Consider the following 2,274-nt stretch of genomic DNA (forward strand, 5'->3'; position numbering starts at 1 on the left):
TAATTCCAGGAATTTATTCATTTCTTTTACATGTAAGAAATGGACTTTAAATATAAAGTAATATAAGAATGTATGCTATAATTTGAAAAACTCAGAAATCTGAGTTTTTTCATGTTCAAAATTAATAGGTGAGATATTGGCAAATAGAATAAAGGAATAACTGTTGAAATTGGTGAGATACTAGCAGGTTGCAGACTTCTTTAAAACAATCTAATACATAGATTAACATAAAACTATTGAAGGTAATGTAGTCCACTATGGATTTATAGAAAATTTTATAGAAGATTTAGGATAGAAATATAATATAAAAGAAATCGCCTTTGACAGCTGGAGAGCGGTACAGACGGTTCAAAACTTTGAAGATATGGGATTTACTGTCGTTTTCTTTGGACAAGGTTTTAAAGATATGAGCCCTCCTATGAAAGAACTAATGAAACTCACTCTTGAAAGAAAAATAGCTCATGGTGAAAATCTGATCCTTAGATTGATTATGGTAATATCTTCGTACGAATAGATTCAGCTGGGAACATAAAAGCAGATAAAGAGAAATCTACAGAAAAGATTGACGTAGTATTAATACCATTATGCTACTTGATAGGCTACTAGGTGTGGTAATGAGATGAGTGAATTTGTGTATGATGATAGGGGGTTAATTATTTTTTAATCTGAGTATAATAGACAAAATAGATATATGAGATGTTATAAAGGTGATTATATGGGGGAAAGTAGACCGGATTTTAAAGAGATAAAAACGTTTGAAGAATTTAATAAATATTATTGGTATCAAGAAGAACTTTCAAAAATTTGTAAATCTCTTGGACTAGAATATAGAGGTACAAAAAAGGAACTGAATAAAATTATAGAAGAATATTTCAAGGGAAATAGAGTGGAAAAATTTTTAAGGAAAGCAAGCAAAAAGGAAATAGATATAATAACTTTAAATACACCACTACTTAAATGTGGATTTTCATTTAATCAAAAATTTAGAGAATATTTTTCAATGATAACAAGGGTTAGTCATTTTAAATTTAATGCTGATATGGCAACTGCTTGGAGAAAAGTTCAAAGTGAAAATGATTTAAATTTTACAATTCAAGATATGTTGAATGTATATTATGGAGAATCAGATTATGCAAAGTATGATAGCTCTGTTTGTCAATGGAATCAATTTTTGAAAGATTTTTGTTCGGATAAATGTAGCTCTGATTATTCTGATAAGATGAAAGTAGCCTCTATCCTTTGGAAAAAAGTTAGAGAATCTAAGAATAATAAAAACTACTCAAAAAAACTTCTAACAGAATATGCAGATAAAATAAAAGAATATCACAAATAAACAATGCAAAGTTATAAAGTTTAGTATTAAGCAATTTCTTTAAGCATCTACAGTAAGTAGGTGCTATTTTTATACCTAATTTTAAGAAGATGTTAATATAGAAATTTTAAATAGAATATTTAAATCAAGATACAAAGCAAAATACGGGGAGAGAATTTCTTCATCTTCTTTTTATTTGGAAGAACAAGTGTTGGAAGAAATGTCAATGAATTTATTGTTATGCAAATGACAGCAGTTTATTCTTGTGTGAGAGTTCTAGCAGAGATATTGGCTGGACTTTCCTTGCATCTATATAGAAAAGAAAATTCTTATTTTATTTATCAAATCCTATATCTTTTAATTAAATTATAGGGACTAAGTATTAAAATGGGGGAAATTCTTAGAAGAAGTAAGAACAATAAAAAGCTTTATGATCACACTCTTAATTATTTTAAAGGAAATTGAATTTGATCTTTTCGTATATAATTCATTTTTGTTAACAATTGGTCTAGTCAATGATCTTTATACATGAAAAAGAAAAGATAACTTTAAATATAAGAAAGTAGCGACTCTGAATGATTTTGATAGAGTGTATAAAGAATAAGTGATATAATAATGATAATACTTATCATATAAACAGGAGAATCATATGAGTGAGAAAGAAAAAAGAAAAGCATTAGAAAAATTCAATGTTTATAAAAAATATTTATTAAAAGAAGAATATTTAATTTCAAAAAAAATATTTGAAGAATTACTTTTTAAAGAAATTGTTTCAAAAGACAATATAATTCATTGCTATAATAGAATTTTTCCAATGATAGCAATATATAAAACATTGAAAGAGAAAGAAATAGATTCTCTTGAAAAAACAGGAAATATTTTTAATGAAACAGAGGTTTATCCTAGAGCTAAGTTTTTGAGAAAAATAATGAAAATCCCTTACATTTATTTGTTAGTTCCTA

Annotated in this window: 3 protein-coding genes; all 3 read left to right on the forward strand. The window is 26.4% G+C overall.

Going from position 1 to position 2,274, the window contains the following annotated elements:
• Positions 1-304 precede the first annotated feature (304 nt).
• Complete coding sequence (locus SOR60_RS10570) at positions 305-514, forward strand: terminase TerL endonuclease subunit (protein ID WP_462676499.1); 210 nt, start codon at positions 305-307, stop codon at positions 512-514.
• A 201-nt stretch (positions 515-715) separates the two neighbouring features.
• Complete coding sequence (locus SOR60_RS00595; RefSeq protein WP_320594946.1) at positions 716-1,333, forward strand: SAP domain-containing protein; 618 nt, start codon at positions 716-718, stop codon at positions 1,331-1,333.
• A gap of 628 nt (positions 1,334-1,961) precedes the next feature.
• On the forward strand, positions 1,962-2,274 hold a 313-nt coding region (locus SOR60_RS00600; RefSeq protein ID WP_320594947.1), incomplete at its 3' end, for a hypothetical protein.

This window comes from Anaerococcus porci, from assembly GCF_034090325.1.
In the GTDB taxonomy this organism is placed as follows: Bacteria; Bacillota; Clostridia; order Tissierellales; family Peptoniphilaceae; genus Anaerococcus; species Anaerococcus porci.

Bases quoted from the DNA above. Each gene is read 5' to 3' on its own strand.
- SOR60_RS00595 (WP_320594946.1), top strand. From the start codon at position 716: ATGGGGGAAAGTAGACCGGATTTTAAAGAGATAAAAACGTTTGAAGAA.